Origin of the sequence: Nocardia sp. NRRL S-836 (assembly GCF_001279525.1) — a bacterium.
In the GTDB taxonomy this organism is placed as follows: Bacteria; Actinomycetota; Actinomycetes; order Mycobacteriales; family Pseudonocardiaceae; genus Lentzea.
Window position 1 is genome coordinate 73,075 of record NZ_LGDY01000164.1, and the last position, 12,753, is coordinate 85,827.

10 protein-coding genes are annotated in these 12,753 nt (G+C 72.2%); 7 read left to right on the forward strand and 3 right to left on the reverse strand.

All coding sequences use genetic code 11. The annotated features are described in order from the left end of the window. Nucleotides 1–14 precede the first annotated feature (14 nt). The gene (locus ADL03_RS42240; RefSeq protein WP_053739279.1) at nt 15–836 is read left to right on the forward strand and encodes an SURF1 family protein; all 822 of its coding nucleotides are present in this window, start codon (nt 15–17) and stop codon (nt 834–836) included. On the opposite strand, the gene ADL03_RS46340 is transcribed toward ADL03_RS42240, so the two are convergent. After that, entirely contained in the window at nt 744–1,676 is a 933-nt protein-coding gene (locus ADL03_RS46340) for a cobalamin biosynthesis protein (RefSeq protein ID WP_082373996.1), read from the reverse strand. The two genes, ADL03_RS42240 and ADL03_RS46340, sit on opposite strands and share 93 nt — an antisense overlap. Before the next feature lie 72 nt (nt 1,677–1,748). Between ADL03_RS46340 and ADL03_RS42255 the strand changes: the two genes are divergently transcribed. The 3 genes from ADL03_RS42255 to ADL03_RS49160 are packed head-to-tail and all read left to right on the forward strand — an operon-like array spanning nt 1,749 to nt 8,718. Beyond that, nucleotides 1,749–3,221 (forward strand): DUF2397 domain-containing protein, encoded by a 1,473-nt coding sequence (locus tag ADL03_RS42255; RefSeq protein ID WP_053739282.1) that lies wholly within the window; start codon nt 1,749–1,751, stop codon nt 3,219–3,221. Further along, nucleotides 3,218–4,408 (forward strand): TIGR02678 family protein, encoded by a 1,191-nt coding sequence (locus ADL03_RS42260; RefSeq protein WP_053739283.1) that lies wholly within the window; start codon nt 3,218–3,220, stop codon nt 4,406–4,408. The genes ADL03_RS42255 and ADL03_RS42260 overlap by 4 nt, the downstream gene beginning before the upstream one ends. After that, nucleotides 4,405–8,718 (forward strand): SbcC/MukB-like Walker B domain-containing protein, encoded by a 4,314-nt coding sequence (locus tag ADL03_RS49160; protein WP_053739284.1) that lies wholly within the window; start codon nt 4,405–4,407, stop codon nt 8,716–8,718. Before ADL03_RS42260 ends, ADL03_RS49160 begins: the two co-directional genes overlap by 4 nt. On the opposite strand, the gene ADL03_RS42270 is transcribed toward ADL03_RS49160, so the two are convergent. Further along, nucleotides 8,715–9,200, reverse strand: a complete 486-nt coding sequence (locus tag ADL03_RS42270; protein WP_053739285.1) for a SitI3 family protein — start codon at nt 9,198–9,200, stop codon at nt 8,715–8,717. The two genes, ADL03_RS49160 and ADL03_RS42270, sit on opposite strands and share 4 nt — an antisense overlap. A gap of 68 nt (nt 9,201–9,268) precedes the next feature. Between ADL03_RS42270 and ADL03_RS42275 the strand changes: the two genes are divergently transcribed. Beyond that, nucleotides 9,269–10,273, forward strand: a complete 1,005-nt coding sequence (locus tag ADL03_RS42275; RefSeq protein ID WP_231642841.1) for a DUF2399 domain-containing protein — start codon at nt 9,269–9,271, stop codon at nt 10,271–10,273. Here the strand turns inward: ADL03_RS42275 and ADL03_RS42280 are convergent. Continuing rightward, nucleotides 10,262–10,726, reverse strand: coding sequence for a MarR family winged helix-turn-helix transcriptional regulator (locus ADL03_RS42280; RefSeq protein ID WP_053739287.1), 465 nt, complete (start codon nt 10,724–10,726; stop codon nt 10,262–10,264). The two genes, ADL03_RS42275 and ADL03_RS42280, sit on opposite strands and share 12 nt — an antisense overlap. Nucleotides 10,727–10,782: 56 nt before the next feature. Here ADL03_RS42280 and ADL03_RS42285 point away from each other — a divergent pair, with 56 nt between their 5' ends. After that, nucleotides 10,783–11,982 (forward strand): FAD-dependent monooxygenase, encoded by a 1,200-nt coding sequence (locus ADL03_RS42285; protein WP_053739288.1) that lies wholly within the window; start codon nt 10,783–10,785, stop codon nt 11,980–11,982. After that, entirely contained in the window at nt 11,979–12,740 is a 762-nt protein-coding gene (locus ADL03_RS42290) for an NmrA family NAD(P)-binding protein (RefSeq protein WP_053739289.1), read from the forward strand. The genes ADL03_RS42285 and ADL03_RS42290 overlap by 4 nt, the downstream gene beginning before the upstream one ends. Nucleotides 12,741–12,753: the final 13 nt, after the last annotated feature.

Here is a 12,753-nt window from a genome sequence, read left to right on the forward strand (position 1 = left end):
TCTACCGTGAGGACGTGCGGTTCAAGTTCCTCCTCAAGCCGGGCTGGCTGGCGCTGACCCTGGCCGTCTGGGTGTTCGCGGGTGCCTGCGTCTACTTCCTGGCCCCGTGGCAGTTCGGCCGCAACGACGAGCGCCAGGGGCAGAACTCCGCCATCACCCGGTCGCTGGCCGGCGACCCCGTGCCGTTCGGCACGCAGCACGACGAGTGGCAGAAGGTCGAGCTCAAGGGGCGTTACCTGCCCGACGGGGAGGCGCTGGCCCGGCTGCGCACGGTGCAGGGCGAGGCCGCGTTCCTCGTCATCACGCCGTTCCAGACCGACAGCGGCAAGAAGGTCCTGGTCAACCGCGGGTATGTGCGGCCGGTCAACGGCATCAAGCCGCCCGAGTTCGCCAGGGCACCTACCGACGAGGTCACGATCATCGGGCTCGCGCGGAACAACGAGTCGGACGCGCGGCCGGCGTTCCAGCAGGACGGGCACCGGCAGATCTACTCGATCAACAACGACGCCGTCGGGCCCGGCATCGAGCCCGGCCACTACCAGCTGGTCGAGAAGCAGGCGGGGGCGCTCGACACGATGCCGTTGCCGCGGATCGAGTCCGGGCCGTTCTACTCCTACGCGCTGCAGTGGATCGCGTTCGGTGTCATGGCGGTCGGTGGCTGGCTGTACTTCACCATCCGCGAGGCACGGCCGGGTGGCGTGCTGAGCGAGGAGCGGCCCAAGAAGAAGAAAACGGTCGCCGAGCTACTTGCGGAAGACGGCGAGGAAGGCGCTGACCAGGGCGGCGCCGTGGCCGACGACGCGGGACAGCTCCACGGCACGCGTCACGTGACCTGAGTCCGGGTTGCGGCCGTGGCCCATCACCGGCCGTTCCTCGACGCCGTGCGAGTAGACCGTGCGGCCGCCCAGCCTGATCTCCAGCGCGCCCGCGAAGGCCGCCTCGACCTGGCCCGCGTTCGGCGACGGGTGCGCGGAGGCGTCGCGGCGCCACGTCTCCCACGCCTGCGGGGCCGAGCCGCCGACGACCGGGGCGCCGGCCACGGTCAGCAGTGCCGCCAGCCGGGACGGCAGCAGGTTCAGCACGTCGTCGAACCGGGCGGAGGCCCAGCCGAAGCGCAGGTAGCGCGGCGATTTGTGCCCGACCATGGCGTCGAGCGTGTTGGCGGCGCGGTAGCCCAGCAGGCCGGGCACGCCGAACGCCGCGCCCCACACCAGCGGGCCCACGACGGCGTCGGACGTGTTCTCCGCCACCGATTCCACGGTCGCGCGCGCCAGGCCGAACGTGTCCAGCCGGGCGGCGTCGCGTCCGCACAGGTGCGGTAGCCGGTTCCTGGCGGCCTCGACGTCACCGGAGTCGAGCTCGCGGCCCATCGACGTGCCCTCGTCGGCCAGCGAACGGCCGCCGAGCACGGTCCACGTGGCCAGGCCGGTCGCCAGGGCCTGCGCGAGCCAGTGCTTGCGGGTCAGCCGTTCGACGGCGACGCCACCGGCGACGACGGAGCCGACCAGCACGGTCGTGTAGGCGACGCCGGCGGCCTTGGAATCGGTGTGGAGGCGCTTCTCCACCGCGGAAGCAGCGGTGCCGAATGCCGCTACCGGGTGAAATCGGCGTGGATCGCCGAACACCGCGTCCGCGGCCACGCCCAGCAACAACCCCAACGCGCGACCCGCGCCCACGGCATCCTCCCCAGCTCGTCGAAGGCACGGTAGCGCCGCAGCCCGGACGCACGCGCATTAGGGTGGCCGGTCGTGGAGCACAAGAGGCTGAAGCTGTACGCCTATCTGGACGCGCGCGATCACCAGCGCACGTACCTGGCGATCATGCGGCTGTTCACCTCCACGTTGCTCGCGGACCTCAGCGCCGGCGAGGTCGCGGGAGCGCTGGCCGGCCAGGAACGCGAGGGCCGCGTCGACCAGGGCGAGTCGCGCATCGAGAACGTCATCAACCGGCTCAGGCAGCTGGTCGAGTGGGGCAACCTGGTCCAGGGCCGGCGCGAGGTCGTGGCGACCAGCATCGCCGAGTTCCAGCACGGCAGCGTCCGCTACCAGGTCTCCAAGCTCGCCGTGCGCGTGCAACGCGACGTGGACGAGCTGCTGCGCGTCCCCGAGGGCGCCCGTGAGGTGTCCCGCGAGCTGCTGCCCGCCATCGAACGCGGCCTCAACGAGCTCGGCGGATCGCTGAGCGTCGCCCTGCTCAACGAGGGCGACCGGACCAGGGAGCTGCTCGCCGAACGCGTCACCACGCTGTTCCTGCAGCACGCCGAGCTGGCCGCCACGGTCCGCGACTTCTACGCCTACCTCGGCCAGGTCGTCACGCGGAACCACCTGGCGCCCGACGAGATCGCGGGCTTCCGCAACCTGCTGGTCGAGTACATCCAGCGGGTCGTGGAGGACGTGCTGAAGTACACGCCGCCGATCGCCACGGCACTGGCGGGCATCGCGAGGGCGCGCTCCGAGCTGCTCCGGCTGCTGGGCACCGACCTGGGCACGAACGTCGAACGCGCCCGTGGCCGCACGCCGGAGGACTGGCAGGAGCTGACCGACTGGTTCGTGGACCGGCCCGGGCGCCCGAGCCAGGTCACGGCGTTGCGCGAGGCCACCGCCCGTGCGATCGGCAGCCTGCTCGCGAGCGTGAAGCGGGCGACGTCCGGCGGCGGCCTGGTGCCGGGCCGGCGTGCCGAGCTGCTGAAGCTCGCGAGCTGGTTCGACAACTCCACCCGTGAGCAGGCGCACGAGATCTACGCGGCCGCGTTCGGCCTGTACTCCGCGCGGCACCTCTCCCCCGCGCCCGAGCACGACTCCGACAACGAGCGCACGCCGTGGCGTGACGGCCCGGTCTGCGACGTCACGGTCAGCGTGCGGTCGCGCGGTGACCGGGGCGGGCGCGGGCGTCCGTCGCGCATCCTCGACGACCCGATGACCGAGCAGTCGCTGCTGGCGGAGGCCCGTGAGGCGGAGGAGATCCGCGCGCGGCACGTCGCGGAGCTCACGCAGGCGGCCGGGAAGCTCGACGACACCACGCTGTCGCACGGCGCGCTGGAGGTGTTCTGCGAGCTGCTGACGCTGGCGATGGCCCAGCGCGACTCGCCGCGCGACAGCGGTGCCGCCAGCGATCCCGTGCGCGGCCTGAAGCTGGAGATCACGCCCGGCACGACCACGCGGATCTCCTCCGCCGCCGGGACGCTGACCCTGCACGACGCGACGGTGGCGCTGAAGCGATGAACCACTTCGACACCCTCTCCGAGATCGACGCCGCCAACGTGGTGCGGTGCGCGCGGACGTTGCTGCGCAGGCCGTTGCTGCGCTCCGACGGACCGGACGGCGAGCTGCTCAGCCTCGTCTACCGGCACCGGGCCGTGCTGCAGGACCTGTTCGCGGGCCTGCTCGGGTACCGGCTCGTGGTGGAGCGCCGGTTCGCGCGGCTGTACAAGTCGGGGCCGGGCAACGACGACACCCGCGGTGTGCTCAGCATGTCGCCGCGCGCGTACGCCTACCTGGCGTTGACGCTGGCGGTGCTGACGGGGACCGGCCGGCAGACGCTGCTGTCCCGGCTGGTGGCGGACATCCGTTCGGCCGCGGGGGAAGCGGGCATCGACGCGCCGGACGACGTGAGCGAGCGGCGGGCGCTGACCGCGGCGTTGCGCCACCTCGTGTCCCTCGGCGTGCTGCAGGAGACCGAGGGGTCGGTAGCGCAGGACGTGGTCCCGCAGGAGGCGTTGCTGACGATCGACACGGACCTGCTGGGCCAGCTGGTCACAGGTCCGGTCGGTGAGGCGTCGTCGCCGGAGCGGCTGGTCGAGCTGGCGGCGCGGCCGGGTCCGCGCGGTGTCGAGCACGCGGTGCGGCGCAGGCTGGTCGAGACGCCGCTGGTGCTCTACGCGGACCTGCCCGACGACCAGGCGGAGTGGCTGCGGCGCAACCAGCGCAAGGAGACGGCGTTGCTGGAGCAGGCGTTCGGCCTGTACACCGAATGCCGCGTCGAGGGCGTGCTGGCAGCCGACCCCGAGGACTACCTGACCGACCTGTCGTTCCCCGGTGTCTCGACGGTCGCGCGCCTCGCCTTGCTGGCGTTGCCCGACCTGCTGGACGACCCGGCGGAGGACGCGCCCGCACGGCACGTGGTGTCGGTCGAACGGCTGCGCGAGGTCTGCGCGCGGCTGGTGGAGGACTACCCGGCCGCGTGGTCGAAGCAGTTCACCGACGACCTCGACCGGCTGGTCGCCGAGGTGACGGAACTGTTGCGGCGCATGGGACTCGCGGTCCCGTGTGCCGAAGGCTGGTCGATCAGCGCTGCCGCGCACCGCTGGTTGCCGTCCCCCGACGGCGACCCCGAGCGAGAACAACCGGAACCCGTTGCGGTGCCCCAGGTGCCGAGCTGGTCCCTGTTCGACGAGGAGAACGTCTCATGAGCAGATGGCGGCTGCACCGCGGCGGCGTGGTCAACATCTGGCAGTACACCGAGCAGACGTTCGACTTCTCCGGTGGCCGCGCGATCTTCCAGGGCACCAACGGTTCCGGCAAGTCCCGCACGCTGGAGCTGCTGCTGCCGCTGTGCCTGGACGGCGACCTGCGCCAGCTCGGCTCGAAGGGCTTCGACACGGTCAGCATCCGGCGCCTGATGCTCGACGACTACGACGGCGGCCCGAACCGGATCGGGTACGCGTGGGTCGAGCTGGTCCGCGAGGCCGCCGACCACTCCGGCAACGAGTACCTGACCTGCGGCTTGGGCGTGAAGGCGTCGAAGACCTCGCAGGCGATCACGGACTCGTGGCGGTTCGTGACGCCGCTGCGGGTCGGCACCGAGCTGCAGCTGGCCGGTCCGGAACGCGTGCCGCACGGTCCGGCCCAGCTGCGTGACCTCGTCGGCGCGGACTGCATGTTCGAGGAGCCGGCGTTCCGCGCGAAGGTCGCGGAGACCGTGTACGGCGTGCCGGCGGCGCGTTACGGCGACCTGCTGCACCTGCAGCGGACGCTGCGCAACCCGGACGTCGGCCTGAAGGTGCTGGAGGGCCAGCTCGAACAGATCCTGAGCGACGCGCTGCCGCCGCTGGACCAGGTGATGGTCGAGCAGCTGGCGACGTCGTTCGACGACCTGGAGTCGATCCGGGAGAACATCGTCCGGCTGTCCTCTGCGGACAGTGCGCTGTCGACGTTCCTGAAGACCTACTCCGACTACGCCTTCGGCGGTCTGCGGTCGGCCTCCGAGCGGCTGGACGCGGCGGACCGGTCGCTGACCCGGTTGCAGCGCGAGCAGTCGAAGCTGACCTCGGAACTGGACGTCACGCGCGTCGAGCGCGCGTCGGCCGAGCAGGCACTCGTCGACATGGAGACGGGCGAGCAGCAGGCGGAGGAGACGATCGCGGCGCTGAAGGAGCTGCCCGCGTTCCGCGACCTGCAGGACCTCAAGACGCGCGAGAACCTGGTGGCGGAGAAGCGTTCCTCCGCCGTCGCCGCGCTGGAGACCGCTCACCGGCAGCGCGCCCAGGAGGACGCCGCCGTCGACAACGTCCTGCGGCTGCTGCGCAGGCTGGCCGAGGACCTGTCGGCCGCGGACGCGCTGAGCCCGCCGCTGCGGGAGAACCTCCGCCTGGCCGGCATGGACCCCGACCTCGCGCCCGTGGTGCCGCAGGTCCCGGCCGCCGAGGCCACGGTGACCACCGCGACCGTGCGCGCCAAGCCCGACCCCGAGGCCGCACCGCTGCCGATCGAACGCCGCATCCCCCCGGCCGCCGCCGGCGAGGAGGTGCTCACCGACCTGGCCGCGGTGGTCGACCAGGCCGTCGCCATCGCCTCCCTCGCCCGCCAGCGGGGCGCGCTGGCGTTGTCGCTGCACGAACAGGCCCTGGCCCTGGACGCACAGCAGCGCGAGGTCGAGTCGCTGCGCGGCAAGGCCCGCGACGCCCAGCTCGCCGCCACCGAGTCGACGGCGCTGCGCAACCAGGAGGCCCAGGAGCTCGCCGAGGTCGTACAATCGTGGTTGGCGCAGGTAGAGACGTGGACGACCAGCGGCCCGCTGGTGGACGAGCGTCCCGGATTCACCCGATCGAGTGAGTCTCGATCTGCCGGTTCGTCCGTCTCGCTAATAGGAAACGCGCGGGGCGGCGACCGGGAGGATGCGGACGGGCCGGTGTTCGGCCGTTCGACTTCGGACGGGTCGGGATCCGGTGGGTCTGGATCCGGTGGGTCTGGATCCGGTGGGTCTGGATCCGGCGGGTCGGGGTCCGGGTTGGGATCCGGTGGGTCGGGGTCCGGTGGGCCGGCGTTCGGCCGTCCGGCGTTCGACCAGGACGACCGCCCGGCGTTCCCGCTGCCCGCCACGGTCACCCCCGCCTCGGCGAAGGCGCTGAGCACGGCGGCCCGCGAGTGGGTGGGCCCGCTGGTGCGCGCCGCCCGCGACGCCGCGCACGCCCACGGCCTGCAGCGCACCGAGCTGCGCGCCCGCCTCGACACGCTCGACGAGGAGCTGATCGGCCTGCGCTCGGGCGACGAGCGCGTGCCGGTGCCCGGCCAGTACGTGTCGGCGGACCGCGACCCGGCGACCGGTGCCCCGTTCTACCGCCTTGTGGACTTCGCGCCGTCGCTCACCGACGCCGAACGTGCCGGGCTGGAGGCCGCGTTGCAGGCCAGCGGTCTGCTCGACGCCTGGGTGACGCTCGCGGACACCGAGCTGAACGACGTGCTCGCCGTCGCCAGCCCGCCCGTCGAGGGCCGCACCCTCGCCCACGTGCTGGTGCCCGCGGTGGAGGGGTCGCCGGTGCCGGAGGGGTTCGTCGCGGACCTGCTGCGCGCGGTGTCGCTGGACGACCGCGAAGGCCTGAGCCTCACCACGGACGGCGAGTGGCGGGCCGGGGTGCTGACCGGGCACTGGACCAAGCCCCAGGCCGAGTTCATCGGCGCCGGCGCGCGCGAAGCCGCCCGTGGGCGGCGGATCGCGGCGTTGGAGGAGGAGCTCGCGGAGCTGCGCCAGCGGCTGGGCACCGCGGAGGACGAGCTGGCTCGCGCGCACGAGCACGTTGCGACGTGGGAGGCGCACGTGGCGGCGTTCCCCGGCGAGGGCGAGCTGATCGCGAAGCACAGCCGGGTGCAAGCGGCGGAGGAGTCGGCGGCGCGGGCGGCGCAGCGGACGTTCGAGCTGCGGGAGGCGTTGGAGGACGCCAGCGCGCGGCTGGAGGCGGCGCGCGGCGAGCTGACCCGTCAGGCCGGTGATGCGGGGTTGCCGTCGGACACCGAGGCGTTGCGGCAGGCCCAGGCGGCGGCCGCGGACGCGCGGCGGACCGCGGACCTGCTCGGTGACGCGGTCAGGAGGCGTTGCCAGGGCACGATTTCCGACCTCACCGACGCCTCGCACCGCTACCACGAGGCCGTTGCGGACCGGCAGTCCGCGGAAGCCGACGCCGACGCGCGGTGCGTCGACCACGCGGCGCAGGCGGGCACGCTCGCCGAGCTGACGGACGCGGTCGGCGGCGAGGCCAAGGAGATCAGCGAGCAGCTCACGCAGCTGGAGAGGTCGCGCAAGCGGATGCGCGCGGACCTCAAGGGCGTGCGCGAAAGCATCACGACCGCGCGCGAGCAGGCGGCGAAGCTGGAAGCATTGCTGGAGACCAACTCCACGCAGGTCGGCGAGGCCGCCGAGGCGAGGCAGCGGGCGAGCGCCAACTTCACGGCGACCGTGCGCGCGCCGGGGCTGGTCGCGGCGGCGTTCCCGGACTGGGACGGCGAGACCGACGACGCCGCTGTCCGCCAGGCGATCGCGGCGGCCGGTGACCGGCGCGGTGGCACCGAGGCCACGGTGATCGCCAAGCTCCAGGCCCTGCAGACCTCGCTCGCGGGCAGCCACGACATCGCCGCCGAGCAGCACGCGGGCCTGCTGACCGTCACGGTGACCGGCGAGGAGGGCGCGAAGCCCGTCGCGGTCGCCGCACGGCAGGTCACGACGAAGCTCGGCGAGCAGCGCGGGTTCCTCGACGAGCGGTACCAGGGGATCTTCGCCGACTACCTCATCCGCGACCTGGCGGAGTGGTTGCGCGGGCAGGTCAGCGTGGCCGAGGACCTGACCAAGCGCATGAACGAGGTGCTGTCGCAGGCGCGGTCGAGCCAGGGCGTGCACGTGAAGCTCGCGTGGAAGTCGTCGGCGGCGCTCGACGACCAGACGCGGCAAGCGCTTGCGCTGGTGCGCTTGCCGTTCGGTGAACGCACGCCGGAGCAGGACGCGACGCTGCGCAGGGTGTTCACCGAGCGGATCGAGAACGAGCGCGACACGCACTCCGGCGGGTACGCGGAGATCCTGTCGCGGGCGCTCGACTACCGGACGTGGCACCAGTTCACGGTCACCGTCGCCGACACCGGCCCCGACGGCAACCCGCGTGAACGCCGACTGCGGCAGCTGTCGTCGGGTGAAACCCGGTTGATCTCGTACGTGACGCTGTTCGCGGCGGCGGCGAGCTTCTACGACGCGGTGAGCGACGAGTTCGACCCGCTGCGGCTGGTGCTGCTGGACGAGGCGTTCGAACGGCTCGACGACCCGACGATCGCGCGCATGCTGGGGTTGCTGGTCGACCTCGACATGGACTGGGTGATCACCTGGCCGAGCGGGTGGGGCGTGTCGGACAAGATCCCGCGCATGCACATCTACGACGTGCTGCGGCCCAAGAACGGCCGTGGGGTCGCGTGCACGCAGACGACGTGGGACGGCGCGGTGCTGGACCGGATCGATCCCTAGTCCTCCTCCGAGAAGGCGTGGGTCTCCCTGCGGAACGGCCGGGGCCGCACGGCGGCAAGGCGCTGTGCGGTCCACAGGTCGTCGCGTTCGTTCAGCAGCAGCTGTCCGGCGCGGCGCAGCAGCAGGATCTCCTCGAAGTCGCGGTGCAGCACCGCGTCACCGGCAACGTGGTCGAGCAGGCCGACGGACAGCGCCAGCACGTCGTCGACCTGCGGGTCGAGCGGGCCGTCCTTGCCGAGCCGGAAGGCGAGCCGGGCGGTCGGGGTGAACCCGAGGTCGGCCACCACCGGGTTCCACGGCTGCACCTTGGCCTCGGCGACGAGGACCCACGTGCCGCGCACGAGGTCGGCGCCGTCGAGGAACGCGTCCGGGTTCGAGTGCGCGTCCACCAGCCGCAGCGACCGGGCGGCCTGGTGGGTGGCGTGCGCGACCTGCCGGACGTCCACCGGTGCGGCGACGGCAAGGCTGTACGAGATGGCCATCGGGTCCTTCTACGGGTAGATGTGCGGCGGCGTGCGGCGAATCGGCAAACTAGGCTGAGGGCGTGAACATGGACCAGCCCGCACTGGAGGAGCTCTGGCGCCTCGCCCGCGAGACGCTCGAAGGCGGCGGCCGGTCCGCGTTCAGCATCCGCGTCGAGGACGAGCAGACCGCGCGGGCCTTGTCGGAACTCCTGCGCAAGCCCGTCGCGCACCCCGCACGTCGCCAGATCTCGTTGGCACGCCTCGATGAGCACGTCCGCGCACACGGCAGCACGCTCCCGGAGGTGCTGGAATCGGTGCACGGCAAGCCGATCGGCCTGTCCACCGACGCGGAAGCCTCGACCGCGGACGCCGTGCTGCGGTACGCGCTGCGCGAACACGGCCTGCTGGCGCGACCGTGGGCGGATGAGTGGATCGAGCACGTCCGCAGGTACGGCAAGATCCCGCAGCCCGCGTTGCCGATGATCGCGAACCAGGCCGCCGAGATCCTCGCGCGGCTCGACCCCGACCGGCCGACGACGCGGTTCGCGTTGGCGGGCAACGACCTCGACGACGGACGGCCGCTCACCCGGATCGTGCACAAGGCGCTCCAGCTCGCCGGCACCGACTGGGAGCGCGCCGGGGTGCTGCCCGACGCCTACAGCAACCCCGTCCTCACCTCGCAGGGCTACCTGACGCTCAACGACACCCTGGAAGCACGGGAGATCACGGTCGTCCGCAGCACGCGTCTGCTCGAGTCCGGCGTCGAAGGCCCGTTGATGGTGCTGCCGGACGGCCTCACGCCGCAGGCCAGGCACCACCTCGACGGCAAGACCGTGCGCTGCCACAACGACTTCACGCCCGACGGCATCCGCACCGCCAACGAGGTCCTCGCCTGGACCGGCGGGACGGCATGGCGGATGTCGGCGAACGACTACCGCGCGGCCGTCGCGACGTTGATCGCGCGCGGTGTCGAGCTGCCGACCCTGAACAGCCGCCCGCCGGAGGCGAGCTGGGACGCCGACCTCGCCGAGACCATGGCCACCACCGGGCTGATGGTCACCGAGGAGCACGTCCTGCCCTCACTCCTCTGAGGGAGCGAACCTCTTCACGTCCCACCGGCCGTGTCCCTCCAGCAGCTTGCGCCCGATGCGGCGCAGGTCGGCGAGGTCGCGTTCGTTCAGCAGGCCGGTGAACTCCTCCGCGAGCGACGCCCGGTACACGCGCGCGGTCGTGCCGAGACACGCCTGCTCGCCCTCGGGGGTCAGCACCGCGAACACCAGCCGCCGGTTGTCCGGTGGCTGCTCGCGCGTCACCCAGCCGCGCTTCACGAGCCGTTCGACGAGGCGGGTGACGCCGGACGGGCTGACGTCCAGCAGTTCGGCGAGCTCCAGCATCGTCAGCCGGCCGCCGTTGTGGTGCAGCTGGTAGAGCGTCACGTGCTCCAGCAGCGAGCACCCGGCGTCGGCCTCCATGCGCCGTCCCATCGCGGCCTTCACCGCGTCGACGCCCTGCTGCACGTACAGCCACGAGTAGATCGGCTCCATCGCCCCATCCTAAAACACGTTTGACAGCGGCACGTTTTCACAGTCAAATATTGCTCATGAAAACCTCTGAGGTCACCGTCGTCGGCGCGGGACCGGTCGGTCTGCTGCTCGCCTGCGAGCTGGCGTTCCAGGGCGTGCGCACCACCGTGCTCGAACGCCTCGCCACCCAGGCAGACACCATCAAGGCCCAGATGATCAGCGGCCGCACCTTCCAAATGCTCGCCATGCGCGGCTTCGGACCCGCGATCGAGCAGGCCAGCGCGGCCGAAGTCGCGAAGCTCGCCTGGTACCGGCCGTCCGGCGGGCACTTCGCCGGACTGTTCAAACTGGACGGTCTGCCGCTCGTCATGCTGACGCAACAGGCACTCGAACGCATCCTCGAAGCTCGCGCGCTCGAACTGGGCGTCGAGATCCGCCGCGGTGTCGAGGTCACGGACCTCGACCTCGGCAGCGAGTTCGTCGTCGGCTGCGACGGTGGCCGCAGCACCGTGCGCGGGCTCGCCGGGTTCGACTTCCCCGGCGAGGGGCCGACGCTCTCCGGCTACCAGGCGGTCGTCGACCTCGACGGCGACCTGCCGTTCGGCTGGAACCGCACCCCGGCCGGCGTGTTCGCGTTCGGGCCGCTCAAGGGCCGGATCATGCTGATCGACCACTCCGGGCCGCCCGCGACCAGGGACGTCACGAAGGACGCGCTCGAAGCGGTGCTGCGCCGGGTCAGCGGCCACGACGTGCGCATCACCGCCGTGCACACCGCCACCGTCTGGACCGACAACACCCGCCAGGCGAGCACCTACCGCCGCGGCAACGTGCTGCTCGCGGGCGACGCGGCGCACGTGCACTCGCCGTTCGGCGGGCAGGGCCTCAACCTCGGCCTGCAGGACGCGCTGAACCTCGGCTGGAAGCTCGCCACCGGCGACTCCGCGTTGATCGACACCTACACGACCGAACGCCACCCGGTCGCCGAACGGGTGCTGCGCAACACGATGGCCCAGGTCGCGCTCACCCGGCCCGACCCGCACTCCCGGGAGCTGCACTCGTTCTTCGACGGCCTGCTCGACCTCCCGGAGGTCCGGCAGCGCGTCGCCGCGATGGTGCAGGGCACCGACATCCGCTACGAGACCGGGTGCGACCACCCGCTGGCGGGCACGTTCGTCCCCGGTCTCGACCTGGCCGACGGCAAGGGCACGAGCGTGGTGCTCGACGGCGCGGAGGCCACCGTCCGCCCGGACGGCTACGTCTCCAGGGTCGGCTCGTGAAGATCGCGGTGACCGGCGCGACCGGTGTCCAGGGCGGTGCCGTCGCCCGGCTCCTGGCCGAGCACGGGCACGACGTCCGCCGCGTGACCAGGAACCCCACGCGTCCCGGTGACGTGCGCGGCGACTTCGACGAGCCCGCTTCGCTGGCCGAGGCGTTCTCGGGCGTGGACGGCGTGTTCCTGATGACGCCGCTCAGCGGTCCCGCCGAGCCGGCCCAGGGCATCGCCGCGGTCGAGGCGGCCCGGCACGTTCCGCACGTCGTCTTCACCTCGGCCACCAACGCCGACCGCGGCACCGGCATCCCGCACTTCGACACCAAGGCGGAGATCGAGCGGTACCTCGCCGCTCACCACCCGCACTGGACGGTCCTGGGTCCGGCGGCGTTCATGGGCGCGGAAGGCGATGTGGCCCTGCCGATCCCGCCGGCGCTGAAGCTGCACGTCGTCGCACCGGAGGACATCGCCGCCATGGCGGTGCTGGCGTTCGAGCAACCGGAACGCTTCCGCAACCGCCGCATCGACATCGCCGGTGACCTGCTCACCGGTCCGGAGATGGCGGCCGTCCGGGGCACCGCGTTCGTCGAGGTGCCCATGTCGCAGGCCGAGGTCTACTCCCGCGACCTGGCGGCGATGTTCCGCTACCTCACCGAGGTCGGCCTCGACCTGGACATCGCCGCTCTGCGCGCGGAGTTCCCGGAGGTCGGCTGGCACACCTACGCGGAGTGGTTCCGCGGCAGGGCCCTGCCGAAGCGGACGTGACGGCGCCGGCCAG

Coding starts and splice junctions, on each gene's coding strand:
- ADL03_RS42275 (WP_231642841.1), top strand. CDS start 9,269: ATGGACCAGCCCGCACTGGAGGAGCTCTGGCGCCTCGCCCGCGAGACG.
- ADL03_RS49160 (WP_053739284.1), top strand. CDS start 4,405: ATGAGCAGATGGCGGCTGCACCGCGGCGGCGTGGTCAACATCTGGCAG.
- ADL03_RS42270 (WP_053739285.1), bottom strand. CDS start 9,200: ATGGCCATCTCGTACAGCCTTGCCGTCGCCGCACCGGTGGACGTCCGG.
- ADL03_RS42285 (WP_053739288.1), top strand. CDS start 10,783: ATGAAAACCTCTGAGGTCACCGTCGTCGGCGCGGGACCGGTCGGTCTG.
- ADL03_RS42260 (WP_053739283.1), top strand. CDS start 3,218: ATGAACCACTTCGACACCCTCTCCGAGATCGACGCCGCCAACGTGGTG.
- ADL03_RS42280 (WP_053739287.1), bottom strand. CDS start 10,726: ATGGAGCCGATCTACTCGTGGCTGTACGTGCAGCAGGGCGTCGACGCG.